Source organism: Pseudomonas poae, from assembly GCA_028869255.1.
GTDB classification, from domain to species: domain Bacteria; phylum Pseudomonadota; class Gammaproteobacteria; order Pseudomonadales; family Pseudomonadaceae; genus Aquipseudomonas; species Aquipseudomonas poae_C.
Window position 1 is genome coordinate 753,032 of record CP110972.1, and the last position, 24,160, is coordinate 777,191.

The 24,160-nt window shown below is 61.9% G+C and carries 21 protein-coding genes, 2 pseudogenes and 1 riboswitch; of the genes and pseudogenes, 18 read left to right on the top strand and 5 right to left on the bottom strand.

Annotation, left to right across the window (positions count from 1 at the left end):
- The first annotated feature begins 32 nt into the window (after positions 1-32).
- The 7 genes from LRS56_03545 to LRS56_03575 all read left to right on the top strand — a co-directional run bounded on the left by LRS56_03545 (position 33) and on the right by LRS56_03575 (position 7,940).
- Positions 33-926, top strand: a complete 894-nt coding sequence (locus tag LRS56_03545) for a LysR family transcriptional regulator (GenBank protein WDU63628.1) — start codon at positions 33-35, stop codon at positions 924-926.
- A gap of 6 nt (positions 927-932) precedes the next feature.
- Positions 933-1,538, top strand: coding sequence for a DTW domain-containing protein (locus tag LRS56_03550; protein WDU63629.1), 606 nt, complete (start codon positions 933-935; stop codon positions 1,536-1,538).
- A gap of 222 nt (positions 1,539-1,760) precedes the next feature.
- Positions 1,761-2,663: a cysteine synthase CysM gene (cysM, locus tag LRS56_03555; GenBank protein WDU63630.1), complete on the top strand. Its 903-nt coding sequence runs from the start codon at positions 1,761-1,763 to the stop codon at positions 2,661-2,663.
- Positions 2,663-4,015 carry a 23S rRNA (uracil(1939)-C(5))-methyltransferase RlmD gene (gene rlmD, locus LRS56_03560; GenBank protein ID WDU63631.1) on the top strand — a complete coding sequence of 451 codons (1,353 nt, stop codon included), beginning with the start codon at positions 2,663-2,665 and terminating at the stop codon, positions 4,013-4,015. Before cysM ends, rlmD begins: the two co-directional genes overlap by 1 nt.
- Positions 4,016-4,168: 153 nt before the next feature.
- The gene (relA, locus tag LRS56_03565) at positions 4,169-6,412 is read left to right on the top strand and encodes a GTP diphosphokinase (protein WDU63632.1); all 2,244 of its coding nucleotides are present in this window, start codon (positions 4,169-4,171) and stop codon (positions 6,410-6,412) included.
- 123 nt (positions 6,413-6,535) lie between these two features.
- Positions 6,536-7,369 carry a nucleoside triphosphate pyrophosphohydrolase gene (gene mazG / locus LRS56_03570; GenBank protein ID WDU63633.1) on the top strand — a complete coding sequence of 278 codons (834 nt, stop codon included), beginning with the start codon at positions 6,536-6,538 and terminating at the stop codon, positions 7,367-7,369.
- 25 nt (positions 7,370-7,394) lie between these two features.
- A complete protein-coding gene (locus LRS56_03575) occupies positions 7,395-7,940 on the top strand; it encodes a DUF2058 domain-containing protein (protein ID WDU63634.1) in 546 nt (181 codons plus the stop codon).
- Positions 7,941-8,146: 206 nt separating this feature from the next.
- Here LRS56_03575 and LRS56_03580 read toward each other — a convergent pair whose 3' ends face one another.
- From LRS56_03580 to purM, 4 genes and pseudogenes are all read right to left on the bottom strand, one after another.
- Positions 8,147-8,335 carry a hypothetical protein gene (locus LRS56_03580; protein ID WDU63635.1) on the bottom strand — a complete coding sequence of 63 codons (189 nt, stop codon included), beginning with the start codon at positions 8,333-8,335 and terminating at the stop codon, positions 8,147-8,149.
- A 378-nt stretch (positions 8,336-8,713) separates the two neighbouring features.
- On the bottom strand, positions 8,714-9,427 hold the full coding sequence (locus tag LRS56_03585) for a DUF3108 domain-containing protein (protein WDU63636.1): 714 nt from the start codon (positions 9,425-9,427) through the stop codon (positions 8,714-8,716).
- Between the two features lie 8 nt (positions 9,428-9,435).
- Entirely contained in the window at positions 9,436-10,086 is a 651-nt protein-coding gene (gene purN / locus LRS56_03590) for a phosphoribosylglycinamide formyltransferase (protein WDU63637.1), read from the bottom strand.
- Positions 10,086-11,143, bottom strand: a pseudogene (purM, locus tag LRS56_03595) (phosphoribosylformylglycinamidine cyclo-ligase). Before purM ends, purN begins: the two are co-directional and overlap by 1 nt.
- Before the next feature lie 357 nt (positions 11,144-11,500).
- On the opposite strand from purM, the gene LRS56_03600 reads away from it, so the two are divergent.
- From LRS56_03600 to LRS56_03620, 5 genes and pseudogenes are all read left to right on the top strand, one after another.
- The gene (locus tag LRS56_03600) at positions 11,501-12,541 is read left to right on the top strand and encodes a DUF2066 domain-containing protein (protein ID WDU63638.1); all 1,041 of its coding nucleotides are present in this window, start codon (positions 11,501-11,503) and stop codon (positions 12,539-12,541) included.
- A 42-nt stretch (positions 12,542-12,583) separates the two neighbouring features.
- A pseudogene (locus tag LRS56_03605) lies at positions 12,584-13,656 on the top strand (AI-2E family transporter).
- Between the two features lie 203 nt (positions 13,657-13,859).
- On the top strand, positions 13,860-14,564 hold the full coding sequence (hda, locus tag LRS56_03610) for a DnaA regulatory inactivator Hda (GenBank protein ID WDU63639.1): 705 nt from the start codon (positions 13,860-13,862) through the stop codon (positions 14,562-14,564).
- Positions 14,565-14,773: 209 nt separating this feature from the next.
- The gene (locus LRS56_03615; GenBank protein WDU63640.1) at positions 14,774-15,418 is read left to right on the top strand and encodes an NlpC/P60 family protein; all 645 of its coding nucleotides are present in this window, start codon (positions 14,774-14,776) and stop codon (positions 15,416-15,418) included.
- A gap of 144 nt (positions 15,419-15,562) precedes the next feature.
- Positions 15,563-16,102, top strand: coding sequence for a C40 family peptidase (locus LRS56_03620; protein ID WDU63641.1), 540 nt, complete (start codon positions 15,563-15,565; stop codon positions 16,100-16,102).
- Positions 16,103-16,236: 134 nt separating this feature from the next.
- On the opposite strand, the gene LRS56_03625 is transcribed toward LRS56_03620, so the two are convergent.
- Entirely contained in the window at positions 16,237-17,550 is a 1,314-nt protein-coding gene (locus tag LRS56_03625; protein ID WDU63642.1) for a sorbosone dehydrogenase family protein, read from the bottom strand.
- Positions 17,551-17,650: 100 nt separating this feature from the next.
- Positions 17,651-17,898, top strand: a riboswitch (cobalamin riboswitch).
- A 78-nt stretch (positions 17,899-17,976) separates the two neighbouring features.
- On the opposite strand from LRS56_03625, the gene cobO reads away from it, so the two are divergent.
- The 6 genes from cobO to LRS56_03655 are packed head-to-tail and all read left to right on the top strand — an operon-like array spanning position 17,977 to position 23,973.
- Complete coding sequence (cobO, locus tag LRS56_03630) at positions 17,977-18,588, top strand: cob(I)yrinic acid a,c-diamide adenosyltransferase (GenBank protein WDU63643.1); 612 nt, start codon at positions 17,977-17,979, stop codon at positions 18,586-18,588.
- Positions 18,585-19,991: a cobyrinate a,c-diamide synthase gene (locus LRS56_03635; protein WDU63644.1), complete on the top strand. Its 1,407-nt coding sequence runs from the start codon at positions 18,585-18,587 to the stop codon at positions 19,989-19,991. The genes cobO and LRS56_03635 overlap by 4 nt, the downstream gene beginning before the upstream one ends.
- The gene (gene bluB, locus LRS56_03640; GenBank protein WDU63645.1) at positions 19,988-20,638 is read left to right on the top strand and encodes a 5,6-dimethylbenzimidazole synthase; all 651 of its coding nucleotides are present in this window, start codon (positions 19,988-19,990) and stop codon (positions 20,636-20,638) included. Before LRS56_03635 ends, bluB begins: the two co-directional genes overlap by 4 nt.
- Complete coding sequence (cbiB, locus tag LRS56_03645; protein ID WDU63646.1) at positions 20,635-21,543, top strand: adenosylcobinamide-phosphate synthase CbiB; 909 nt, start codon at positions 20,635-20,637, stop codon at positions 21,541-21,543. The genes bluB and cbiB overlap by 4 nt, the downstream gene beginning before the upstream one ends.
- Complete coding sequence (cobD, locus tag LRS56_03650) at positions 21,536-22,525, top strand: threonine-phosphate decarboxylase CobD (protein ID WDU63647.1); 990 nt, start codon at positions 21,536-21,538, stop codon at positions 22,523-22,525. The genes cbiB and cobD overlap by 8 nt, the downstream gene beginning before the upstream one ends.
- Entirely contained in the window at positions 22,522-23,973 is a 1,452-nt protein-coding gene (locus LRS56_03655) for a cobyric acid synthase (GenBank protein WDU63648.1), read from the top strand. The genes cobD and LRS56_03655 overlap by 4 nt, the downstream gene beginning before the upstream one ends.
- Positions 23,974-24,160 lie beyond the last annotated feature (187 nt).

Consider the following 24,160-nt stretch of genomic DNA (forward strand, 5'->3'; position numbering starts at 1 on the left):
CCACAGGTTTTTTGTGTGTCTCTGGAGATCCGATGGCCAACGCCTTGCCCGACCTGAAACTCCTGCGCATCTTCGTCAGCGTCGTGCGGCACCAGGGGTTCGCCAACGCCCAGCACGAACTCAACCTGTCCACCTCGGCCATCAGCACCTATATGAGCCAGCTGGAGTCGGCGTTGGGCCTGGTGCTGTGCCATCGCGGCCGGGGCGGGTTCAGCCTGACCAGCAAGGGCGAGCTGTTCCACCACGAGACCTTGCGCCTGCTCGGCGAGCTGGAAGGCTTCGAGCAATACGCCGCCGCGCTGAAAGGCGAGTTGCGCGGCACCCTGAAACTGGGCGTGCTCGACTCCACCGTCAGCGACAAAGCCTTGCCGTTTGCCGAAGTGATCGGCGCCTATAGCCTGGAGCATCCGGCGGTACACCTGCATTTGTCGGTGATGAGCCCTTACGAACTGCAGCTCGGCGTGCAGGACAACCGTCTGGACCTGGCCATCGGCGCCTTCTCCAACCGCATGAGCGGGCTGATCTACATGCCGTTGTACCGCGAGCAGCACTGGCTGTATTGCAGCACCCGGCACCCGCTGTTCAACGAACGGCGCATCCCCGAACAGGTGATTACCCAGCAGCGCATGGTCGGGCGTGGTTACTGGAGCCAGGCAGAGCTGGCGCGCCATGGCTTTAAACACAGCGCGGCGACCGTGGAAAGTATGGAGGCGCAGTTGATCCTGGTGCTGTCCGGCGCCTATATCGGCTACCTGCCTGAACACTACGCCCAGGCCTGGGCCGACAAGGGCGACCTGCGCGTTTTGTTGCCGGCGACCTTCGGCTACCAGGCGCCGTTCTCGATGATCATGCGTCGTGGGCGCAGCCGTGAACCGCTGATCCAGACCTTCCGCGATTTGCTTAAAGCCCAGCTCAATCAGGCCTGAAAAAACATGTCCAGACCCCAATGCTCCCGTTGCCAGCGGCCGCTCGCCCACTGCCTGTGCGCCCAGATCCCGAGCCTCGACAGCCGCACCCGCGTGTTGCTGTTGCAGCACCCGAGCGAGGTCAACCATGCGCTGAATACCGCGCGTTTGGCCGCACTCGGCTTGAATAATGCGCAGTTGGTGGTGGGGGAGGTGTTTGATGACCTGTACAGCTTATTGAACCCGCCGGGCTATCAGGCGCGGCTATTATTCCCCGCCGACGATGCCCAGCCGTTGCGAGCCTATGCGCCCACGGACCAGCCGCTGTTGCTGGTGGTGCCCGACGGCACCTGGCGCAAGGCGCGCAAACTGTTGCACCTCAACCCGTTGCTGGCGGCATTGCCACGGGTGACCTTGGCCGATGGCGGTGTATCGCGCTACCGGCTGCGCAAGGCGCCCGGGCCTGGGGCCTTGTCGACGGTGGAAGCGATTGTGCAGGCGTTGCAGGCGTTGGAAGCGCCGGTTTCGTTCGAGCCGTTGCTCAAGCCGTTCGAGGCGCTGATCGAGGGACAGATTGCGGCGATGGGGGAGGAGGTGTTTCAGAGAAATCATGGCGACGGGCGGTTGGTTTAGCAGGTTCACCGAGGTGCGGCCATCGCAGGCAAGCCAGCTCCCACAGGAAATTTCGGGTTACCCCATTTCCTGTGGGAGCTGGCTTGCCTGCGATAGCGTCCTCCTGGTCAACACACTGCCTGCTTATTCTTTTAAGCCATAAGCACCGCACTTTGCGTGATATGGCCCGCCAGCCTTTCCCGGTATGATGTTCGCCCCCGCAGTCTGGATTGCGAATACGCCATGACCTTGCAGTACCCTACAATCGCCGATTGCGTCGGCAACACGCCCCTGGTCCGCTTGCAACGCATGGCGGGTGAAACCAGCAATACCCTGCTGCTCAAGCTCGAAGGGAACAACCCGGCCGGCTCGGTAAAAGACCGCCCGGCGCTGTCGATGATCACCCGCGCCGAGTTGCGCGGGCAGATCAAGCCCGGCGACACCCTGATCGAAGCCACCTCCGGCAACACCGGGATCGCCCTGGCCATGGCTGCGGCGATCAAGGGTTACAAAATGGTGCTGATCATGCCCGACAACGGCAGCGCCGAGCGCAAGGCGGCGATGACCGCCTATGGCGCGCAGTTGATTCTGGTCACCCAGGAAGAAGGCATGGAAGGCGCCCGTGACCTCGCCGAGCGCATGGCCGCCGAAGGCCGTGGCGTGGTGCTGGACCAGTTCGCCAATGGGGATAACCCCGAAGCGCACTACACCAGCACCGGCCCGGAAATCTGGCGCCAGACCCAGGGCACCATCACTCATTTCGTCAGCTCCATGGGCACCACCGGCACCATCATGGGCAATTCGCGCTACCTCAAGGAGCAGAATCCCGAGATCCAGATCGTCGGCCTGCAACCGATGGAAGGCGCGGCGATTCCCGGTATCCGCCGCTGGCCTGAAGAGTACCTGCCGAAGATTTACAACGCGACGCGCGTGGATCGCATCATCGACATGGCTCAGCGCGAAGCCGAAGACACCACTCGCCGCCTGGCCCGTGAAGAAGGCATCTTCTGTGGCGTGTCCTCCGGCGGCGCCGTTGCCGGTATGTTGCGTCTGTCCAAAGAAGTGGAAAACGCGGTGATCGTCGCGATCATCTGTGACCGAGGCGACCGCTACCTGTCGACCGGCATCTTCGACGAACCCAACTGATGGCCAAGCACGAGAGAGGCCTGCGCTTCCAACCGACGGGCGGCAGCCGGGCCCCGCAGATTCCTGTAGGCAAGAAACAACGCCTGACCATCGAGCGCCTGGCCAACGACGGCCGCGGCATTGTGTTCTTTGAAGGGCGCACCTGGTTCGTCAATGGCGCACTCGCCGGTGAGGAAGTGGAAGCGCGGGTGTTGGGCGCCCACGGCAAAGTGGTCGAAGCCCGCACCGAGCGTGTGTTCAAGGCCAGCGAACTGCGCCGCCCGGCGCCGTGTGCACACTTCGGTCGTTGTGGCGGTTGCAGCGTGCAGCACTTGCCCCATGACGAACAACTCGCCCTGAAACAGCGCATGCTCGCCGAGCAATTGTCGCGCGTGGCGGGTGTTGAACCGCAAGCGTGGGCCGCGCCTTTGAGCGGGCCGGAATTCGGTTATCGGCGGCGTGCCCGTGTGGCCGTGCGTTGGGATGCCAAGGCGAAACACCTCGAAGTCGGTTTTCGCGCCGTCGCCAGCCAGGACATCGTCGCTATCGATGATTGCCCGGTGCTGGTACAGGCTTTGCAACCGATCATGCAGCGTCTGCCGAACATGTTGCGCCGCCTGAGTAAACCGCAGGCGTTGGGGCATGTGGAGTTGTTCAGCGGTTCGTCGATTGCGGTGTTGTTGCGGCATATGTCGCCGCTGTCCGAGCCGGACCTGCAGATACTCAAAGAATTCTGCGCCTTCCATGAAGCCCAATTGTGGCTGCAGGGCGAGGGCCAGCCGGAACCCGTAGAGCCCGACCAGGCCCTGGGCTTTCGATTGGAAGCCTGGGACCTGGAACTGGCGTATCGGCCAGGCGATTTTGTCCAGGTCAACGCCGGGGTGAATGAGGCCATGGTTGCCCAGGCCCTGGAGTGGCTGGCGCCGCAGCCCCACGAGCGGGTGTTGGACCTGTTTTGCGGCCTGGGCAACTTTGCCCTGCCATTGGCCCGCGAGGTGCGGGAAGTGGTGGCGGTAGAAGGCGTGCAGACCATGGTGGACCGGGCGGCCCTGAATGCCGTCAGCAACAATTTGCATAATGTGCAGTTTTTTCAGGCCGATTTGTCTCAGCCTTTGACTGACGCGGAATGGGCCAAACAGGGCTTTTCTGCGGTACTCTTGGACCCACCCCGCGATGGTGCCCTGGAGGTCGTGCGCAAGCTCGCGAACCTTGGGGCCAAGCGTCTGGTGTATGTGTCTTGCAACCCGGCCACGCTGGCGCGGGACACGGTTGAGTTGGTCAAGCAAGGCTACCGGCTAAAACGTGCCGGGATCCTCGACATGTTTCCGCAGACAGCTCATGTCGAGGCCATGGCGTTATTTGAGGCGGGCTAGGATGCCCGTTTAATCCGACTGGCCTGTAGTCTCCTGGGCCGTGACCTGTCAGGGAGTTGTAGGTAGCCTATGGTTGCAATGCCAGGGTTACGCAGCAGGTCAGCGATGATTTTTTGGCGCATTTAAAGATGCGTCGTAGGGAAGGTAAGCAAGATGGTACAGGTGAGAGCACACCAGCCGATCAACACCGACGGCAGTATCAATCTCGAGGCATGGCTGGATCATGCCATCAGTGTCGACCCGGCACTGGACCGTGAAGCCTTGAAAGCAGCCTGCGAGTTCGCTCGTGAGTCTGAACAGCAAGACAATGCGGCCAAAAACCTGTGGGCCGAAGGCACTTCAAGCTTTCGTACCGGGTTGGAAATCGCCGAGATCCTTGCCGATCTCAAGCTGGACCAGGATTCGCTGATCGCCGCCGTGCTCTATCGCGGCGTGCGTGAAGGGCATATTCCGTTGGCCACCGTTGGCCAGCGTTTCGGCTCCGTGGTGGCCAAGCTCATCGACGGCGTGCTGCGCATGGCCGCCATCAGTGCCAGTCTCAGCCCGCGCCAGTCCATGGTGCTGGGCACCCAGGGCCAGGTCGAGAACCTGCGCAAGATGCTGGTGGCGATGGTCGACGACGTACGCGTCGCCCTGATCAAGCTGGCCGAACGCACGTGCGCGATCCGAGCGGTGAAAACCGCCGACGACGAGAAGCGCAACCGCGTCGCCCGCGAAGTCTTCGACATCTACGCGCCGCTGGCCCACCGCTTGGGTATCGGCCATATCAAGTGGGAGCTGGAGGATTTGTCCTTCCGCTACCTCGAGCCCGATCAATACAAACAGATCGCCACATTGCTGCACGAGCGGCGGCTCGACCGTGAGCGCTTTATCTCTGACGTGATGGGCCAGCTGCGTTCCGAGTTGCAGGCCACCGGCGTCGATGCCGACATCAGCGGTCGCGCCAAACACATCTATTCCATCTGGCGCAAAATGCAGCGCAAGGGCCTGGCGTTCAGCCAGATCTATGACGTGCGTGCCGTGCGGGTGCTGGTGCCGGAAATGCGCGACTGCTACACCGCGCTGGGCATCGTCCACACCCTGTGGCGGCACATTCCCAAGGAGTTCGACGACTACATCGCCAACCCCAAGGAAAACGGCTATCGCTCGCTGCACACCGCCGTGATCGGGCCCGAGGGCAAGGTGCTGGAAGTGCAGATCCGCACCCACGCCATGCACGAGGAAGCGGAGCTTGGGGTGTGTGCGCACTGGCGTTACAAGGGCACCGACGTCAAGGCCGGGTCCAACCAGTACGAAGAGAAAATCTCCTGGCTGCGCCAAGTGCTGGAATGGCACGAAGAACTGGGCGACATCGGCGGCCTGGCCGAACAGTTGCGGGTGGATATCGAGCCGGATCGTGTCTACATCTTCACCCCTGATGGCCACGCCATCGACTTGCCCAAGGGCGCCACGCCGCTGGACTTTGCCTACCGCGTGCACACCGAAATCGGTCACAACTGCCGGGGCGCCAAGATCAACGGGCGCATCGTGCCGCTCAACTACAGCCTGCAAACCGGTGAGCAGGTCGAGATCATCACCAGCAAGCACGGCACCCCGAGCCGCGACTGGCTGAACCCGAACCTGGGTTATATCACCACGTCGCGAGCGCGGGCGAAGATCGTTCACTGGTTCAAATTGCAGGCGCGCGACCAGAACGTCGCCGCCGGCAAGACCTTGCTCGAGCGCGAACTGGCCCGCCTGGGCCTGCCGCAGGTGGACTTCGACAAGCTGGCCGAAAAAGCCAACATGAAGATCGCCGAAGACATGTTCGCCGCCCTTGGTGCCGGTGACCTGCGCCTGGCGCAACTGGTCAATCTGGCGCAGCAATTGGTCGAGCCGGAGCGCGGCAGCGAGCAACTGGAGCTGATCCCACGCAAGGCCACCGGTTACAAGCCGGGCAAGCGTGGCGACATCCAGATCCAGGGCGTTGGCAACCTGATGACGCAAATGGCCGGTTGCTGCCAGCCGTTGCCGGGCGACGCCATCGTCGGTTACATCACCCAGGGCCGTGGGGTGAGCATTCACCGCCAGGACTGCGCCTCGGTGCTGCAACTGGGCGGGCGCGAGCCGGAGCGCATCATCCAGGTCAGCTGGGGTCCGGTGCCGGTGCTCACCTACCCGGTGGATATCATCATCCGTGCGTACGACCGTTCCGGTTTGCTGCGTGACGTGTCGCAGGTGCTGCTCAATGAGCGGATCAACGTGCTGGCGGTCAACACCCGCTCGAACAAAGAGGACAACACTGCGTTGATGTCCTTGACCATCGAGATTCCGGGCCTGGACGCGCTGGGGCGGTTGCTGGGACGGATTTCCCAGTTGCCGAACATCATCGAGACCCGCCGTAATCGCACCCCATGAAGGCCTTCTGAAAGTGTGGGAGCTGGCTTGCCTGCGATAGCATCGCCTCGGTCTGCCTGGCCTACCGAGGCGCCTGCATCGCAGGCAAGCCAGCTCCCACAGAAATCGGACAGAGATTGACTGATGTATTCACTAGAAGACCTGCTGCACCTGATGAACCGCCTGCGGGACCCGCAATACGGGTGCCCGTGGGACATCAAGCAAACCTATGCGACCATCGTCCCGCACACCCTGGAAGAAGCCTACGAAGTCGCCGACGCCATCGAGCGCGGCGACTTCGATCATCTGCAAGGCGAGTTGGGCGACCTGCTGTTCCAAGTGGTGTATTACAGCCAACTGGCGCGGGAAGAAGGGCGCTTCGAATTTGCCGGGGTGATCGACAGCATCACGCGCAAGCTGATCCGTCGCCACCCGCATGTGTTCCCGACCGGTGAGCTGTACGCGCCGCTGGATATTCCCCAGCTCAGCGAAGAGCAGGTGAAGGCGCGTTGGGAACAGATCAAGGCCGAGGAACGAGCGGAAAAATCCGACGCGCCGGAGCAACTTTCCCTGCTCGATGATGTGCCTGCTGCTTTACCGTCGCTGTCCCGTGCCGCCAAGTTGCAAAAGCGCGCCAGCCAGGTCGGCTTCGACTGGCCGTCTGCCTTGCCGGTGGTAGATAACGTGCGCGAGGAGCTGGATGAAGTGCTCGAAGCCATGGCCGACAACGACCCGCAGGCCATCGCCGATGAGGTCGGTGACTTGCTGTTTGCGGCAGTCAACCTGGCCCGTCATCTCAAGGTCGACCCTGAAACCGCGTTGCGTGGCGCGAATGCCAAGTTCGAACGACGTTTCCGATTTATCGAACAGGCATTGCGCGAGACGCACCAACCCATAGAAGATTGCACCCTCGAAGTGTTGGACGCCCTCTGGGGCGAAGCCAAACGTCAGGAAAAGAATGTGTCCAGCTGCGGTTGAGCAGTTGCCTAAGTGAGTAAGCACCATGAGCATTTCCCTTCGCGACCAGTTGCTCAAAGCAGGGCTGGTCAACCAAAAGCAGGCCAAACAGGTCGGCAAAGAGAAACAGAAACAGCAGCGCCTGGTCCACAAAGGCCAGATCGAGGCCGATGACACCCAGGCACGCCTGGCTGCCGAGGCGCAGGCCGAAAAGGTCAAGCGCGACCAGGAGCTGAACCGCCAGCAGCAGGAAAAGGCCGAGGCCAAGGCCCGTACGGCCCAGGTCAAGCAACTGATCGAAACCTCGCGCCTGCCCAAGCTGACCACCGAGGACTACTACAACTTCGTGGATGACAAGAAGGTCAAGCGCCTGTCGGTCAACACGCTGATGCGCAACAAGCTGAGCAACGGCTCGCTGGCGATCGTGCATCACGGCGGCGGTTACGAAGTGATCCCGCGTGAAGCGGCGCTGAAGATCCAGGAGCGCGCACCGGAGCGTATCGTGCAGCTCAATCTTCTCACCGAGAGCCAGGTGCCGGACGAGGATGATCCATACGCCGCCTACCAGATCCCGGATGATCTGATGTGGTAAAGCGTTAAAATCCCTTGTGGCAAGCGTGCTCGCTATGGCAGTCGGGCTTGCTGTGGAGAGTAGGCTTGCTGTGGCGAGCGGGCTTGCCCGCGTTGGGCTGCGCAGCAGCCCCCCCCAAAACACAAACCCCGCTCAAAAAGGCGGGGTTTGTATTTCATAGGCACCCCCGCTGCGTGGGGCCTGGATGCCTACACAATTTCAGCGTTTCAGGAGCCTTGCGTCTGGCGTCTCATCTCAAGGGCTTCAAGCTCGTTTTTATAATTATGAGCGTCGCTCTCGTTGTGAAACATGCCGACCAACAGGTCCTGTTGGTGTACATCCCAGATGTGAATCCCATGGCCCAGTGCTTCGTGGGACATATGTTCGTCGTCGCGTTCAGTTACTTTTACAGTCATCTGCTTGCTCCAATCTCTGGTGGATCTGCGGCAAGTCGTCGCAGGCCTTTGTTATATGTTTTGTTAGCTTGCTAAGTAAACCGGTTTTCCACGCAACAATTCATTGCACGAAACGCAACAGTGCTGCAGGCCGCGTAAACCGCGACATTGCGCCGCAGGCAACTGAGATTTATGACAAAAGTTTCATGTTCAGGTGAGGCTTTGACCTTGCGTTGGCCCTGTCGCCGCCTTCGCGAGCAAGCCCGCTCCCACATTTGGAATGCGTTCAAAATGTGGGAGCGGGCTTGCTCGCGAAGGCGGCAGAAGCCACAAAGCAGAATCGGCAGGCGAAAAAAAGCCCCGCATTCAGCGAGGCTCTTTTCTTGAATCACCAGCCCATCAGCTACCTTTGACAGCCTTGCCGTCAACGGTGCCGTCCTGCAGCATGATGTTGTATTCCTTGCCGTCAGTTTCAACCTGACGCAGGGCAACCAGAATGCCGCCCTGGTCCTTGGCAAACCACATCTGGGTGATGCGCTTGCTTTGCGTGGGGTCACGCACGCGCTCAACCTTGATCGCGTCGATGGAGCCGACCTTGGTCTGGACCTTTTCCGGGCCGATCACACGAAAGTCATAGGTGTCGACATCGGTGCCTTCTACCACGTTGTAGCTCATGCTTTTCTTGCCGGCTGCCACGTCGCGCTGCAGCGCCAACTGGTAGGTCGACTTGTCGAGCATGCCGCTTTGCAGGGGCACGTTGACCGCGTCCTTGTTTTCAAAGCCAGTGACTTTCTTGGCGGACTGGTCGAAATCCAGGTTGATCTTCTTGGCTTTGCCCAGGCCGCCGCGTTCGAAGGTATAGCTCTTCGGTTGCAGGGTGTCCTTGTCGAACAGGATCACGCTGGTTTCGGTCAGGCTGGCGATCATCATGGAAGCCTTGAAATTCAAGGTCCAGGTGCCATCGCCATTCTTGGCCAGGCTGCGTTCAGCCGAGCCACTCATGGGCAACTGTTTCCAGTCGGCGGTGTAGCTGACGGAGAAAGGGTGTAGGTCTGCTGCTTGCACGGCAGGCAAGGCGAACAGCGCAAAAGCGAAGAGCAAGGCGCGACGCATAAAATCTCCTAGGTTCGAATCAAGTGGCCGCTGGCCGCAAGTAACTGACCGTCCAATAATGCACCCTGGTCACCAAGAATCAACCGCCCCTCGGCAAACCAGCGAACAGCCAGCGGGTAAATCCTGTGTTCCTGGGTGTGAACCCTTTGCGCAAGGGTCTGCGCCGAGTCGTCAGACTCTACCGGAACCACTGCCTGTACGACCAGAGGCCCGCCATCGAGTTCCTCGGTGACAAAGTGCACGCTGCAGCCATGCTCCGTGTCGCCGGCCTCGAGGGCGCGTTGGTGGGTATGTAACCCTTTGTATTTGGGCAGCAGGGAAGGGTGGATATTCAGCAGGCGCCCTTGGTAATGCCGCACGAAGTCAGGGCTGAGAATGCGCATGAAACCGGCGAGGACGACGAGCTTGGGGTTGAAGGCGTCGATCAGTTCGATCAAGGCGCTATCGAAGGCTTCGCGGCCTTCGAAAGCCTTGTGATCCAGGGAGCGGGTATCGATACCTGCGTCCCTGGCGCGTTGCAGGCCGTAGGCGTCGCTGCGGTTGGAGATCACCGCAGCGATGCGCACCGGGCTGTCGCCGGTGCGCGTGCTGTCGATCAGGGCCTGCAAGTTACTGCCGGTGCCGGAAAGCAGCACCACGACATCACAGGTCTGAGACATTAATGAGCCTTGAGGTTCTTCAGTTCAACCTGAGCCGCGCCTTCCGGGGCGGTGGCGATCTGACCGATGACCCAAGGCTGCTCGCCGGCTTCACGCAGTACGTTCAACGCGGTTTCCACGTGCTCCTGAGCCACGCAGATCACCATGCCCACGCCGCAGTTCAGCACGCGGTGCATCTCGGTTTCGTTGACGTTGCCTTTCTCTTGCAGCCAGTCGAACACTGCCGGGCGCTGCCAGCTGGCCACGTCGACAATCGCCTGGGCGCCTTTTGGCAGCACGCGCGGGATGTTGTCCAGCAAGCCGCCGCCGGTGATGTGGGCCATGGCCTTGACCGCGCCGGTGTCCTTGATCAGTTTGAGCAAAGGCTTGACGTAGATGCGCGTCGGGGCCATCAGCAGGTCGGTCAGTGGCTTGCCGTCGAGCTGGATGCTTTCGATGTCGGCGCCGGACACTTCGATGATCTTGCGGATCAGTGAGTAGCCGTTGGAGTGCGGGCCGGAGGAAGGCAGGGCCAGCAGGGCGTCACCGGCAGCGACTTTGGAGCCGTCGATGATTTCGGATTTCTCTACAACGCCGACGCAGAAACCGGCCAGGTCGTAGTCTTCGCCTTCGTACATGCCTGGCATTTCAGCGGTTTCGCCGCCGACCAGGAGCAACCCGACAGTTCGCAGCCGGCACCGATGCCGGTGACCACCTGGGTGGCGGTCTCGACGTTGAGCTTGCCGGTGGCGTAGTAGTCAAGGAAGAACAACGGCTCGGCGCCGCAGACCACCAGGTCGTTGACGCACATGGCGACCAGGTCGATGCCGATGCTGTCGTGCTTGTTCAGGTTCAGCGCCAGGCGCAGCTTGGTGCCCACGCCGTCGGTGCCGGAGACCAGCACAGGCTGTTTGTAGCCGGCCGGGATTTCGCAGAGGGCGCCAAAACCGCCCAGGCCGCCCATGACTTCGGGGCGCGCAGTGCGCTTGGCGACGCTCTTGATGCGTTCGACCAATGCTTCACCGGCGTCGATGTCTACACCGGCGTCCTTGTAGCTCAGGGAGGGTTGCTTGCTCATGATCCAGGCCTTTAGGGGGGATTCAGGGGTAACGACCGAGCTGGCAGGGGTCTTTTGAAAAGAAGCCCAGCCGTTGACGGTCTGCGAAGGCGCGCGATTTTATCAGGCTTGAGGGGCAGCGGCCATCCTCGGGCCGACGGGCAGGGCCATATAGATTAAAAAAGTGCGGTTAAAAAAATGCTAATCGGCTCTGCGATGGCACGTATTAAGGTATAGCCTTTAACCCGCTATCGTTGTGACAGTACAAAAACTGCCGAGACCCTGTGAATGTTTTGCCGGTGGTTGTGGTCACAGCTTTGCCAAACCGAGTTCACGCGGTCTGTTCCAGCCGCTAAATTTGTCGTTCGGGAATCTTCCATGCGTCTGTGTAAATTCTTTTTTGTAGGCTGCTTGTCGTTGGTCAGCCTGGCGAGTCATGCCGAAACCCTCAATGGCCTTTACCAAGTACTTGAACCCGTCAGCAGCCAATCGCCGCAAGAGCGTGACCAGGCTACCCAGCGCGCCGTGCAGACCCTGGTGATTCGTCTCACCGGCGACGCCAAGGCCGCCGAAGGGCCGGGCCTGGCGGCGATTCGCAAGGACCCGCAGCAAATCATCAGTCAATACGGCTACGACGCCGGCCCGCCCGAAAGCCTGCAAGTGGATTTCGACCCGGTCAGTACCGATCGCGCCTTGCGTGACGCGGGTCTGTCGATCTGGGGCAGCAATCGGCCGTCGATCCTCGGCTGGTGGCTCAACGACTCTACCGAAGGCAGCAGCCTCGTCGGGGATGGCCAGACCGTGGCCCAGGCGTTGCGCCGTGCCGCCCAGCACCGTGGCTTGCCGTTGCGTCTGCCGTTGGGGGATCTGGATGAGCAGGTGGTCGCCACCGCACCGAATCTTGAAAGTGCCGATGCCACACCCTTGCGCGCCGCCTCCGAACGCTACGGCGCGGATGCTTTGCTCGCGGTGCATGCGCGTCAGGAAGGCAGTCAATGGCAAGCCAAATGGCGTTTGTGGCTCGGCGACAAGAGCGAGCAGGGCACTGCGCAAGGTGCCGACACCGCCGCCGTGGCCGATGCAGTATTGCTCGCCGTCAGCCAGAAACTGGCCCCGCGCTTTGCAGTCAAGCCCGGTGTCAGCGCCGAGCAATTGCTGGAAGTGCAGGGCATGAACCTGGAGCGCTATGCCGCTCTGGGGCATTTGCTGGAACCGTTTGGCGGTCAGCCGCAGTTAGTGGATGGCAATCGTATTGTGTATCGCGTCAACGGCAGTGCCGATCAGTTGCGTACCCAGTTGAGCCTGGCCAAGTTGCAGGAGGTGCCGGCGGGTGAGGCACCTGCGCCGCAACCGGTGGTCGGTGGAACACAACCGGCTGCGCCGCCTGAACCTCAGGCGCAGCTGCGTTTTCGTTGGTAAATGTTCTTCCTATATAGATAGAAGCAAATAATGGAGTGGTTTATGGCGGATACGCGTCGTTGGGTGTGGCTTGGCGGGATCGTCCTGCTGTGCGTGTTTGTATTCTTGCTGCATTCGATCCTGACGCCGTTCCTGGTTGCGTTGCTGCTGGCCTATCTGTTCGATCCCGTGGTGGATCGCCTGGAGAAGGCCGGTCTGTCACGAACCCTGGGCGTAGTGGCGGTGTTTGCCCTGTTCACATTGATTATCACCGCGCTGGTGTTGGTGCTGGTGCCGATGTTGGCCAAGCAACTGTTTCGCCTGTATGAGCTGGCGCCGCAAATGCTCGACTGGCTGCAGCACACGGCAATGCCGTGGGCCCAGGCCAAGCTGGGGTTGGCCGATGGTTTCTGGAAGTTCGACAAGGTCAAGGCCGCCATTAGCGAGCATATGGGCCAGACCACCGATATCGTCGGTGTGGTGCTCAGCCAGGCGACCGCATCCAGCTTGGCGCTGATCGGCTGGCTGACCAATCTGGTGCTGATTCCGGTGGTGGCGTTCTACCTGCTGCGTGACTGGGACGTCATGATGGCCAAGATCCGCAGCCTGCTGCCGCGCAACAGTGAAGAGCGCATCGTCTCCCTGGCGGGAGAGTGCCATGAGGTGCTCGGCGCATTCGTGCGCGGCCAGTTGCTGGTGATGTTGGCCCTGGGGATCATCTACGCGGCCGGCTTGATGGCTATTGGCTTGGAGCTGGGCCTGTTGATCGGCCTCATCGCTGGCTTGGCCGCTATCGTGCCGTATATGGGCTTTGTGATCGGTATCGGCGCAGCGTTGGTGGCGGGGTTGTTCCAGTTTGGTGGCGACCTGTACCCGATGCTGGGGATTGTCGCGGTGTTTATGGTCGGCCAGGCCCTGGAGGGCATGGTGCTCACGCCGCTGCTGGTGGGGGACCGGATTGGCCTGCACCCGGTGGCGGTGATCTTCGCGATCCTGGCGGGGGGGAGCTGTTTGGCTTTACCGGCATCCTGCTGGCGCTGCCGGTGGCGGCGGTGATCATGGTGCTGGTGCGCCATGTACATGATCTGTACAAGGATTCGGATGTGTACACGGGTGTCGAAGACCCCGACCTGTAACCGTTTCATCACAAACCCGGCTCAGGCCGGGTTTGTTGTTTCTGGAGGAGCGGTGTCAAACAATTTGCGCAAAACCGCCAAGTTAACGCAAACCTTTGATTTTGCTTGTGGTCTGCTGCATTGTGCGCCCGGCGTCACGGGTATAAACTTTGCAATCTTTACACAGAGGCCACTAACGGTTCGTTTGGAGCCGTTCAGTCAGCATGAAACCGATTCAGCTGCCCTTGGGTGTGCGTCTGCGTGACGACGCCACCTTTATCAACTACTACCCAGGCGCCAATGCCGCTGCACTCGGCTATGTCGAGCGGCTCTGCGAAGCCGACGCCGGGTGGACCGAAAGCCTGATCTATCTGTGGGGCAAGCACGGCGTAGGGCGTACCCACCTGTTGCAGGCCGCGTGCCTGCGTTTCGAGCAGACCGGCGAGCCGGCGGTTTACCTGCCCCTGGCTGAGTTGATGGACCGTGGTATCGGCATCTTCGACCACCTTGAGCAATACGAGCTGGTGTGCCTGGACGACCTGCAGGTGATCGCCGGCAAGGCGGAGTGGGAAGAGGCGCTGTTTCATTTGTTCAACCGCCTGCGCGACAGCGGCCGGCGCTTGCTGATTGCCGCATCCACCTCGCCACGTGAATTACCGGTGAAGCTGGCTGACCTCAAGTCGCGCCTGACCCTGGCGCTGATCTTCCAGATGCGCCCCCTGTCCGACGAAGACAAATTGCGCGCCTTGCAACTGCGTGCGTCGCGTCGCGGCCTGCACCTCACTGACGAAGTGGGGCACTTTATTCTCACCCGTGGCACCCGCAGCATGAGCGCGTTGTTCGATTTGCTCGAACAGCTCGATCAGGCATCTCTGCAAGCGCAACGAAAATTGACGATCCCCTTTCTCAAAGAAACTTTGGGTTGGTAACGTGTTGAATCTGTAGGATTCGGCAATTTACAGGCGTCAGAAAACCTGCGTTTGAGCCCGTCTGGCCACGCATTTGAACTTAAAAATGGAATTACGGCTTAGATGTCATAGTCCAATCGCGAAGTCACATAGATCACGATTGAATTTGCAAATCGATGTGATAGTGGGCATAGTCTCGACTTCTTTACATATCAGCCACGGTCGTGCCCATGCTAAATCGCTTCGCACCCCTCGTGCCTCTCGCACTCGTTACCCTGTTGTTTGGTTGCGCCACCCACACTCAAAACGTGGCTGAGCAGCAAAAACCAGTACAACAGTCCCAGGCAAAATTCGTCGCTGCTCAGTCTTCTACTGTTTATGAAGACACTCTTTATAAAGAAGAGCAGGCTACCGAGAAAGAACTGGCCGCCTTCGGTGGCAACAAGCCTTATCAGCTTCCAGTTCTGGCCGACAGCATCCTCGAACGCGGCATGTCCCTGATCGGTACCCGTTACCGTTTCGGCGGCACCTCCGAAGCCGGTTTCGACTGCAGCGGTTTCATCGGCTACCTTTTTCGTGAAGAAGCTGGCATGAACCTGCCACGCTCCACCCGCGAAATGATCAACGTGAAAGCACCGTTGGTCGCACGCAACAACCTCAAGCCCGGTGATCTGCTTTTCTTCAGTACTGCTGGCCGTGGCCGCGTAAGCCATGCCGGTATCTACCTGGGCGATAACCAGTTTATCCACTCCAGCAGCCGCCGCAGTGGTGGTGTTCGAGTGGACAGCCTGGGTGACAGCTACTGGAGCAAAACCTTCATCGAAGCCAAGCGCGCACTCGCCATGGCCCCGACTACGGTTACCGCTAGCAAGTAAACTTAAAGTGATACTTGAAGTTTGACGTGTAAGCGCTAGAATCCCTGGATATTGTTGTAATCCGTTCGCGCGAGCTTTGCTTGCGCGTTCTGGTTTTCAGCGTTCGGCAGCGAAAGCCGCATCCAGACCAGGATTGTTCTGCACATGTCGACCTCGGCCCGCCTGTTTCTTGTCCTCTGCGCCGCGCTGCTCAGCGCCTGCGCCAGTCGTCCACCGCCGCCCGCTCCCGTAGCGGTCAAGCCTAAGCCGGTGTTCAACTATTCCACGCAGAATTTCTCGCCTGCGGCTGAAGACGTGCTCTTCCGTGCGCTGGGCCTGGTTGGCACACCTTACCGTTGGGGCGGCAACACGCCGGACTCCGGGTTTGATTGCAGTGGCCTGATCGGTTTCGTCTTTCGCGACGCTGCCGGCATCTCCCTGCCGCGCACCACCCGTGAGCTGATCGTGATGCGTGCGCAGGATGTGAGCGAGCAGAACCTGCAAACCGGTGACTTGCTGTTCTTCGCCACCGGTGGCGGCTCGCAGGTCAGCCATGCCGGGATCTACGTGGGTGAAGGCCGCTTTGTGCACGCCCCGCAAACCGGCGGCACTGTGAAGCTCGATACCCTGTCCAAGGCGTATTGGCAGAATGCCTACCTGAGCGCCAAGCGCGTGTTGCCAGCTAACCTGGCGCGTAACCCCTAGGCTGAACGGTAACTGAATGTGGGAGCGGGCTTGCTCGCGAAGGCAGAGTGTCAGTCAACAGGTTCATTGGCTGATCCACCGCTTTCGCGAGCAAGCCCGCTCCTACATTTGCTTTGTGTTGTACATGAGGTCGATTATTTAACCGCCGACACCCGCCATACCTTATTCCCCACGTCATCCGCCACCAGCAAATCCCCCTGCTGATCAATCACCACGCCCACCGGCCGGCCCATGGCTTTCTCGTCCTTGTCGAGAAACCCGGTCAGCACATCCACCGGCTGCCCTTTGGGCTGCCCACCCTCGAACGGCACGAAAATCACTTTGTAGCCACTGTGCGGCTTGCGATTCCATGAACCATGCTGGCCGATAAACGCACCGTTGCTGAAGGGTGCCGGTAGCTTGCTGCCCTCGGCAAAGGTCAGCCCCAAAGAGGCGGTGTGAGGCCCTACCGCATAGTCCGGCGCGATGGCCTTGGCCACCAGGTCGAGGTTTTGCGGGTTGACGCGCACGTCCACATGCTGGCCGTAGTAGCTGAAGGGCCAGCCATAAAATGCGCCATCCTTGACCGAGGTGATGTAGTCCGGCACCAGGTCGCTGCCGATTTCGTCGCGCTCGTTAACCGCCGTCCACAGCTTGCCGCTCTGCGGTTCCCAGGCCATGCCGTTGGGGTTGCGCAGGCCGGAGGCGAAGATGCGGTGCTCGCCGCTGGCGCGGTCGACCTCCCAAATCGCAGCGCGACCTTCTTCCGCTGCCAGGCCGTTTTCACCAACATTACTGTTGGAGCCGATGCTCACGTACAGCTTGCTGCCATCCTTGCTCGCCACCACGTTCTTGGTCCAATGGTGGTTGATGCTGCCGCCCGGCAGGTCGACGACCTTGGTGCCAGCCTGCTTGATCGCGGTTTCACCCGGCTGATAGGGGAAGCGCAGCAGCTTGTCGGAGTCGGCGACATACAGGTCATTGCCCACCAGGGTCATACCGAACGGCGAGTTGAGGTTTTCCAGAAACACCGTGCGGGTCTCGGCGACGCCGTCATGGTCGGCGTCACGCAGCAGGGTGATGCGGTTCGGGCTGGGTACTCCTGCGCCGGCGCGGCCCATGACCTTCTCCATTACCCAGCCACGGATGCCTGTGGAATCATCCGGCTTGGGCGGTGCATTGGTTTCAGCCACCAGTACATCGCCATTGGGCAACACATACAGCCAGCGCGGGTGATCCAGGCCCTCGGCGAACGCCGCCACCTGGGTGCCGGCGGCGGCCGTTGGCTTCACTCCGTCCGGCCAGCCGATGGCCGGTGCGATGTTTACGGTGGGGATCAGGGTCTTGTTCGGCTCCGGCAGCTTGGGCGAGGGCCCGGTGCCGTCGGAGACCTGCAAAGTAGAGCTTTCGCCGCAGGCGCCGAGGGCACCGGCGAGCATGATCAGTAGGGCAAGTCTGGTTTTATGCATGGTCTTCTCCTGGATACCTGTAAGGGGTAGAGGAGGGCGGCGGCGCGATGGTTCAAGTGCAAGGCCAGCTTTAATTGACGCTCCACCCCCAACCCACTAACCTTCGCGGCTTGTTCCAGGTGCTCTGTGACCCATGGGTCGACGGAGTGAAACAGGGAAGCCGGTGAGTGAGCGCACTTGTACACAGTGCTGCCGCGATTCCGGCGCTGCCCCCGCAACGGTAAATGAGTCAAGACGGTGCCTTTGGCCACTGTATCCAGGTGATATGGGAAGGCGCGCCGTTGGCCTGCGCTCTAAAAAGTGCGCCACTCATGAGTCCGGAGACCGGCCTGGAGCATCCAACAGCATCACGGTGGGCGATGCTTGGCTGTCTGTTTGTCTTTTTTCCTGCCCGCCGTTTTTGTCCAGCCCCAACGGAGAGCTGCCATGACCGATTCCCCCGACCGCGACGAACGCCACCTGGCGCGCATGCTGCGCAAAAAAGCCGTGATCGACGAACGCATCGCCAACTCCCCCAACGAATGCGGGCTGCTGCTGGTGCTGACCGGCAACGGCAAAGGCAAAAGCAGTTCGGCGTTCGGCATGCTCGCCCGCGCCATGGGCCACGGCATGCAGTGCGGCGTGGTGCAGTTCATCAAGGGCCGCAACAGCACCGGTGAAGAGTTGTTCTTCCGCCGCTTCCCCGAGCAAGTACGCTTCCACGTGATGGGCGAGGGCTTCACCTGGGAAACCCAGGACCGCCAGCGCGACATCGCCGCCGCCGAAGCCGCCTGGGCGGTGTCCCGCGAGTTGTTGCAAGACCCGTCCATCGGCCTGGTGGTCCTGGATGAACTGAACATCGCCCTCAAACATGGCTACCTCGACCTCGACCAGGTGCTCAGCGACCTGCAAGCCCGTCCGCCGATGCAGCATGTGGTGGTCACCGGGCGTGGCGCCAAGCCCGAGTTGATTGAAATGGGCGACACCGTCACCGAAATGGGCATGCTCAAGCACGCCTTCCAGGCCGGTATCAAGGCACAGAAGGGCGTCGAACTTTGAATCAGCCCCGTCATTGCCCGGCCGTATTGATCGCCGCTCCGGCGTCCGGCCAGGGCAAAACCACCGTCACCGCCGCGCTGGCCCGTTTGCACCGCAACCTGGGGCGCAAGGTGCGGGTGTTCAAGTGCGGCCCGGACTTTCTGGACCCGATGATTCACGAGCGCGCCAGCGGTGCGCCGGTGTATCAACTGGACATGTGGATGGTGGGCGAGCAGGAAAGTCGTCGCCTGTTGTGGGAAGCGGCGGGTGAGGCTGACCTGATCCTGATCGAAGGCGTGATGGGCCTGTTCGACGGCACGCCGTCCAGCGCCGACCTGGCGCGGCACTTTGGTGTGCCGGTGCTGGGCGTGATCGACGGCACCGCCATGGCCCAGACCTTCGGCGCCCTGGCCCTGGGTCTGGCGCGCTATCAGCCGGACCTGCCGTTCGCCGGCGTGCTGGCCAACCGCGTCGGCACCCTGCGCCACGCGCAACTGCTGGAAGGTAGCCTCACCGAAGGCCTGCGTTGGTACGGCGCGTTGTCCCGCGAAACCGGGATTGAACTGCCCAGTCGCCACCTCGGCCTGGTGCAAGCCAGCGAACTGAATGACCTCGACGTGCGCCTCGACGCCGCCGCCCAAGCCTTGGGCAGCAGCTGCGAGGTTGCCTTGCCGCCGCCGGTAACCTTCGCCGCCCCTGAAGTGATCGCGGCCGAACCGTTGCTGGCCGGCGTACGTATTGCGGTGGCTCGCGATGAAGCCTTCGCCTTCACTTACGGCGCCAGCCTCGACCTGTTGCGGGCGATGGGCGCCGAGCTGCGTTTTTTCTCGCCGATCCACGATCGCGAATTGCCTGACGCCGACAGTCTGTATCTGCCCGGCGGTTACCCGGAATTGCACCACCAGGCGCTGTCGGAAAACACTCCGATGCTCGATGCCATCCGTGCCCATCACGCTGGCGGCAAGCCCTTGCTCGCCGAGTGTGGCGGCATGCTGTACCTGCTGGATTCGCTCACCGACGTCGATGGCACCCGCGCCGAATTGGTCGGCCTGCTGCAAGGCGATGCGGTGATGCAAAAGAAACTCGCAGCCCTGGCCCTGCAAAGTGTCGAGCTGCCGGAAGGCGTATTGCGCGGGCACACCTATCACCATTCCCTGACCAGCACCGAATGGCAGCCGATTGCCCGTGGCCTGAGCCCCAATGGTGGGCGCGGCGCCGAGGCGGTGTATCGGCAGGGGCGGATGACGGCGTCCTATGTGCACTTTTATTTCCCGTCCAATCCGGCGGCGGTAGCCGCCTTGTTTGCGCCGAGCCCTGAGACCGCTATCGCAGGCAAGCCAGCTCCCACATTGGAGTGTGTTTCAACTCGATCAACTGTGGGAGGGGCGGTGCGACGATTCGACTTGCCCGCGAAGAGGCCATGACCGACAACGCCTTCCCCGAGGCCGACCGCCAAGCCGTGTACCGCGCCATCGCCGAACGCCGCGATATGCGCCACTTCAGCGGCGGCACTGTCGCGCCCGAATTGCTCCACCGCTTGCTCCAGGCCGCGCACCAGGCTCCCAGTGTCGGCCTGATGCAACCCTGGCGGTTTATCCGTATCAGCGACCGCCATCTGCGTGGGCAGATTCAACAGCTGGTGGAAGAAGAGCGCGTGCGCACCGCCGAAGCCTTGGGCGAGCGTTCCGATGCGTTTATGAAGCTCAAGGTCGAAGGCATCTACGACTGCGCCGAAGTGCTGGTGGCGGCGCTGATGGATGATCGCGAGCGCCATATCTTCGGGCGGCGCACCTTGCCGGAAATGGACATGGCGTCGCTGTCCTGTGCGATCCAGAATCTGTGGCTGGCTGCCCGCGTTGAAGGGCTGGGCATGGGCTGGGTCTCGCTGTTCGAACCGCAGGCGCTGGCCGACCTGCTGGGCCTGCCGCCCGGCGCAAAACCCCTGGCGGTGTTGTGCCTGGGGCCCGTCGCCGAGTTCTACCCGGCACCGATGTTGCAGCTCGAAGGCTGGACCGAACCACGGCCGCTGAGTGACATGTTGTATGAGAATGTGTGGGGAGTGAGTCAATGAGTGTGGCCTTGCTGTGTGTCGCTGCGGTGGCGCTGGATGCGCTGCTGGGTGAGCCCAGGCGCTGGCATCCGCTGGTGGCGTTCGGCAATTTCGCCGGGCGCATCGAGCAACGTTTCAACAGCGGTGGCCGTGGCTGGCGCAGCCACGGCGTGACCGCGTGGGTTATCGCGGTGGTGCCGCTGACGCTGTTGGCCACCGCCTTCTCGTGGGCGCCGTATATCGGCTGGGTGCTGGAGATTCTGGCGCTGTACCTGGCGCTGGGCATGCGCAGCCTGGGCGAACATGTGATCCCGGTGGCCCAGGCATTGCGCAGTGATGATCTGGATGAAGCGCGCAAGCGCGTGAGCTACCTGGTCAGCCGCCAGACCAGCGAACTGGACCGCACCGAAGTCGCCCGTGCCGCCACCGAGTCGGTGCTGGAAAACGGCAGCGACGCGGTGTTTGCCGCGCTGTTCTGGTTTGTCGTCGGCGGTGTGCCGGGGGTGGTGCTCTACCGCCTGAGCAATACCCTCGATGCCATGTGGGGCTATCGCAACGAGCGCTTTGAACGCTTCGGCTGGGCGGCGGCGAAAATCGACGACGTGCTGAACTACATTCCTGCACGGCTTGTGGCGTTGACCTACGCGGTATTGGGCAAGACCCGTCTGGCCTTCAAATGCTGGCGCACCCAAGGCCCGACCTGGGACAGCCCGAATGCCGGCCCGGTGATGGCCGCCGGCGCAGGCGCGTTGGGGGTTGAGCTGGGCGGCGCGGCGATCTACCACGGCGAAGTGCACCAGCGCCCGCCATTGGGCGAAGGCCCGGCGGCGGACGCCGACTCCATCGACCGGGGCTGGCAACTGGTGCAGCGCGGCGTATGGTTATGGCTGCTGATCCTATGTGCGGGGGCGCAATTCTATGCTTGAACACGGTGGCCGGCTGCGCAAGGCGGCGCTCCAGTACGGGATTGCCGAGGCCGACTGGCTCGACCTGTCCAGCGGCCTCGCGCCGTGGCCCTGGGCGATCCCCGAGATCCCGCTGCGGGCCTGGGCGCGCTTGCCGGAAACCGACGACGGCCTGGAGCAAGCCGCCAGCGAATACTACGGCGCCGCGCAGCTGCTGCCGGTGCCCGGTTCCCAGGCGGCGATCCAGTTGCTGCCGCGCCTGCGCCGTGCGGGCAAGGTCGGCGTGTTGTCGCCGTGCTATGCCGAACACGCCGAAGCCTGGCGCCGCGCCGGTTACGTGGTGCGCGAAGTGCAGGAGCAGGAAGTCGATTTCTTCCTCGATAGCCTCGACGTGCTGGTGGTGGTCAATCCGAACAACCCCACGGGTTTGAGCCTGCCCCCGCAACGCCTGCTCGACTGGCACTCACGGCTGGCCCAGCGCGGCGGCTGGCTGGTGGTGGACGAAGCCTTTATGGACGTGACCCCGCAGTTGAGCCTGGCTCGCCAGGCCCATCAGGTCGGGCTGATTGTGTTGCGTTCGTTCGGCAAGTTTTTCGGCCTGGCCGGGGTACGGCTGGGCTTTGTGCTGGCCGAACGCAAGCTGCTCAAGTTGCTCGCCGAACAGCTCGGGCCGTGGGCGGTCAGCGGGCCGACGCGGGTGCTGGGCCAGGTGTGCCTGCGTGACACCGCCGGGCATGCGCGGCAACGCGTGCGTTGTATTGAAGCCGGCCAGCGCCTGTACGCCTTGCTGGAACGCCATGGCTTTCAACCCCAGGGCGGCTGTGCCTTGTTCCAATGGCTGATCACCCCGCATGCCGCACGCATGCACGAATTCATGGCTCAGCGCGGCATCCTGCTGCGCCTGTTTGCCCACGACAGCAGCCTGCGATTCGGCTTGCCCGATACCGAAGCCGACTGGCTGCGCCTCGACGAGGCCCTGGGTGCCTACAAGGAAGCTGTATGAGTACGCTGATGGTGCAGGGCACCACCTCCGACGCCGGTAAAAGTACCCTGGTGACCGCGCTGTGCCGTTGGCTGGTGCGCCAGGGCGTGGCGGTGGCACCGTTCAAGCCGCAGAACATGGCGCTCAACAGCGCCGTCACCGCCGAAGGCGGCGAAATCGGCCGCGCCCAGGCGGTACAGGCCCAGGCCGCCAACCTGGCGCCCCACACCGACATGAACCCGGTGCTGCTTAAACCCAACAGCGACACTGGCTCCCAAGTGATCATCCACGGCCGCGCCGTGACCAGCATGAACGCGGTGGCCTATCACGATTACAAAGCCATCGCGATGCAGGCGGTGCTGGCCTCGCACGCGCGGTTGAGCGCTGCCTACCCGGTGGTGATGGTCGAGGGTGCGGGGTCGCCTGCGGAGATCAACCTGCGCGCCAACGACATCGCCAATATGGGCTTCGCCGAGGCCGTGGATTGCCCGGTGCTGCTGATCGCCGATATCAACCGTGGCGGCGTGTTTGCCCATCTGGTCGGCACGCTGGAGCTGCTTTCGCCGACCGAACAGGCGCGGGTAAAAGGCTTTATCATCAACCGTTTTCGCGGCGATATCGCGTTGTTGCAACCGGGCCTGGACTGGCTGCAAGCGCGCACCGGCAAACCGGTGGTGGGCGTGTTGCCCTACGTGATGGACCTGCACCTGGAAGCCGAAGACGGCATCGACCAGCGCCAGATCGACAAGGCGGCCCAGGTACTCAAGGTGGTGGTGCCGGTGTTGCCGCGCATCAGCAACCATACCGACTTCGACCCGCTGCGCCTGCATCCCCAAGTGGATTTGCAGTTTATCGGGCCGGGCCAGCCGATTCCGGCTGCCGACCTGATCATCCTGCCGGGCTCGAAAAGCGTGCGCAATGACCTTGCCTATCTACGTGCCAATGGCTGGGAAAATGCCGTGGCCCGGCACTTGCGCTACGGCGGCAAAGTGCTGGGGATTTGCGGCGGGTTGCAGATGCTCGGTGAACAGGTGCATGACCCGCTTGGGCTGGAGGGCGCGGCCGGCTCCAGTGAGGGCTTGGGGCTGTTGGCGTTCAGTACGACCCTGGAAGCACAGAAGCAGTTGCGCAATGTGCGCGGGCGTTTGATGTTGGAAAATGCCGAGGTCAGCGGGTATGAGATTCACGCCGGTGTAACGTCCGGTGCGGCGCTGTCGGCGGCTGCTGTGCTGTTGGAGGATGGGCGTAGTGACGGCGCGCAGAGTGCGGACGGGCAGATCCTCGGTACTTATCTGCATGGGTTGTTCGAAACCCCGGCTGCGTGCAGTGCCTTGCTGCGCTGGGCGGGGCTGCAGGATGTGCAGGAGGTGGATTATCACGCCCTGCGCGAGCGTGATATCGAGCGGCTGGCGGACCTGGTGGAGAACCATCTGGATACCGACTTGTTGCGCAAGCTATGTGGGATTTAACTGTGGGCACGCGGTCTTTGGGTGGGAGAAAAGCGGATCTGCTTTTCTGTGGGAGCGGGCTTGCCCGCGATGGCGGCCTGACAGTCGACCCCCATTCAACCGATGCACCACACCCCCAATGTGGGAGCGGGCTTGCTCGCGAAGGCGGTGTCTCGGTGTACATATCCGTTTGCGCGGTATCGGCTGC

Excerpts from the sequence above, each read along its gene's own strand:
- LRS56_03545 (WDU63628.1), top strand. The coding sequence starts at position 33 with ATGGCCAACGCCTTGCCCGACCTGAAACTCCTGCGCATCTTCGTCAGC.
- LRS56_03550 (WDU63629.1), top strand. The coding sequence starts at position 933 with ATGTCCAGACCCCAATGCTCCCGTTGCCAGCGGCCGCTCGCCCACTGC.
- cysM (WDU63630.1), top strand. The coding sequence starts at position 1,761 with ATGACCTTGCAGTACCCTACAATCGCCGATTGCGTCGGCAACACGCCC.
- rlmD (WDU63631.1), top strand. The coding sequence starts at position 2,663 with ATGGCCAAGCACGAGAGAGGCCTGCGCTTCCAACCGACGGGCGGCAGC.
- relA (WDU63632.1), top strand. The coding sequence starts at position 4,169 with ATGGTACAGGTGAGAGCACACCAGCCGATCAACACCGACGGCAGTATC.
- mazG (WDU63633.1), top strand. The coding sequence starts at position 6,536 with ATGTATTCACTAGAAGACCTGCTGCACCTGATGAACCGCCTGCGGGAC.
- LRS56_03575 (WDU63634.1), top strand. The coding sequence starts at position 7,395 with ATGAGCATTTCCCTTCGCGACCAGTTGCTCAAAGCAGGGCTGGTCAAC.
- LRS56_03580 (WDU63635.1), bottom strand. The coding sequence starts at position 8,335 with ATGACTGTAAAAGTAACTGAACGCGACGACGAACATATGTCCCACGAA.
- LRS56_03585 (WDU63636.1), bottom strand. The coding sequence starts at position 9,427 with ATGCGTCGCGCCTTGCTCTTCGCTTTTGCGCTGTTCGCCTTGCCTGCC.
- purN (WDU63637.1), bottom strand. The coding sequence starts at position 10,086 with ATGTCTCAGACCTGTGATGTCGTGGTGCTGCTTTCCGGCACCGGCAGT.
- LRS56_03600 (WDU63638.1), top strand. The coding sequence starts at position 11,501 with ATGCGTCTGTGTAAATTCTTTTTTGTAGGCTGCTTGTCGTTGGTCAGC.
- hda (WDU63639.1), top strand. The coding sequence starts at position 13,860 with ATGAAACCGATTCAGCTGCCCTTGGGTGTGCGTCTGCGTGACGACGCC.
- LRS56_03615 (WDU63640.1), top strand. The coding sequence starts at position 14,774 with ATGCTAAATCGCTTCGCACCCCTCGTGCCTCTCGCACTCGTTACCCTG.
- LRS56_03620 (WDU63641.1), top strand. The coding sequence starts at position 15,563 with ATGTCGACCTCGGCCCGCCTGTTTCTTGTCCTCTGCGCCGCGCTGCTC.
- LRS56_03625 (WDU63642.1), bottom strand. The coding sequence starts at position 17,550 with ATGCATAAAACCAGACTTGCCCTACTGATCATGCTCGCCGGTGCCCTC.
- cobO (WDU63643.1), top strand. The coding sequence starts at position 17,977 with ATGACCGATTCCCCCGACCGCGACGAACGCCACCTGGCGCGCATGCTG.
- bluB (WDU63645.1), top strand. The coding sequence starts at position 19,988 with ATGACCGACAACGCCTTCCCCGAGGCCGACCGCCAAGCCGTGTACCGC.
- cbiB (WDU63646.1), top strand. The coding sequence starts at position 20,635 with ATGAGTGTGGCCTTGCTGTGTGTCGCTGCGGTGGCGCTGGATGCGCTG.
- cobD (WDU63647.1), top strand. The coding sequence starts at position 21,536 with ATGCTTGAACACGGTGGCCGGCTGCGCAAGGCGGCGCTCCAGTACGGG.
- LRS56_03655 (WDU63648.1), top strand. The coding sequence starts at position 22,522 with ATGAGTACGCTGATGGTGCAGGGCACCACCTCCGACGCCGGTAAAAGT.